Source organism: Streptomyces sp. NTD91 (assembly GCF_059510455.1).
In genome coordinates this window covers 1-657 of sequence record NZ_JCAJZW010000154.1, presented here as the reverse complement: position 1 = coordinate 657, position 657 = coordinate 1, and the positions used below count along the sequence as shown (strand labels likewise).

Sequence of the window (657 nt, the reverse complement as noted above, 5' to 3'; positions counted from 1 at the left end):
GCGGTTCCTCGAGGACGGCGTGGGCGTTGGTGCCGCTCACGCCGAAGGCGGACACGGCGGCGCGGCGCGGCCGGTCCCCGTACGACGGCCACTCCTGCGCCTCGGTGAGGAGTTCGACGGCACCGGCCGACCAGTCGACGTGCGAGGAGGGCTCGTCCACGTGCAACGTCCGCGGCAACACACCGTGCCGCAACGCCAGCACCATCTTGATCACACCCGCCACACCGGCAGCAGCCTGCGTGTGACCGATGTTCGACTTCACCGACCCCAGCCACAACGGCCGCTCACGATTCTGCCCGTACGTCGCGATGAGCGCCTGCGCCTCGATCGGGTCACCCAACGTCGTACCCGTACCGTGCGCCTCCACCGCATCGACGTCGGCGGGGGCGAGCCCGGCCCCGGTGAGGGCCTGCCGGATCACCCGCTGCTGCGACGGCCCGTTGGGCGCCGTAAGCCCGTTGGAAGCACCGTCCTGATTCACCGCACTGCCCCGCACCACCGCCAGCACCCGGTGCCCATGACGCCGCGCATCCGACAGCCGCTCCACCAGCAGCATGCCCACGCCCTCCGACCAGCCGGTGCCGTCCGCACCCTCCGCGAACGCCTTGCACCGCCCGTCCACCGCAAGACCCCGCTGCCGCGAGAACTCCACGAACA

The 657-nt window shown here is 71.5% G+C and carries 1 protein-coding gene; it reads right to left on the bottom strand.

The window, feature by feature from the left end; all coding sequences use genetic code 11:
- Positions 1–657 (bottom strand): beta-ketoacyl synthase N-terminal-like domain-containing protein (locus AC5WRT_RS39010; RefSeq protein WP_496098952.1); only part of this gene is annotated, 657 nt, incomplete at both ends.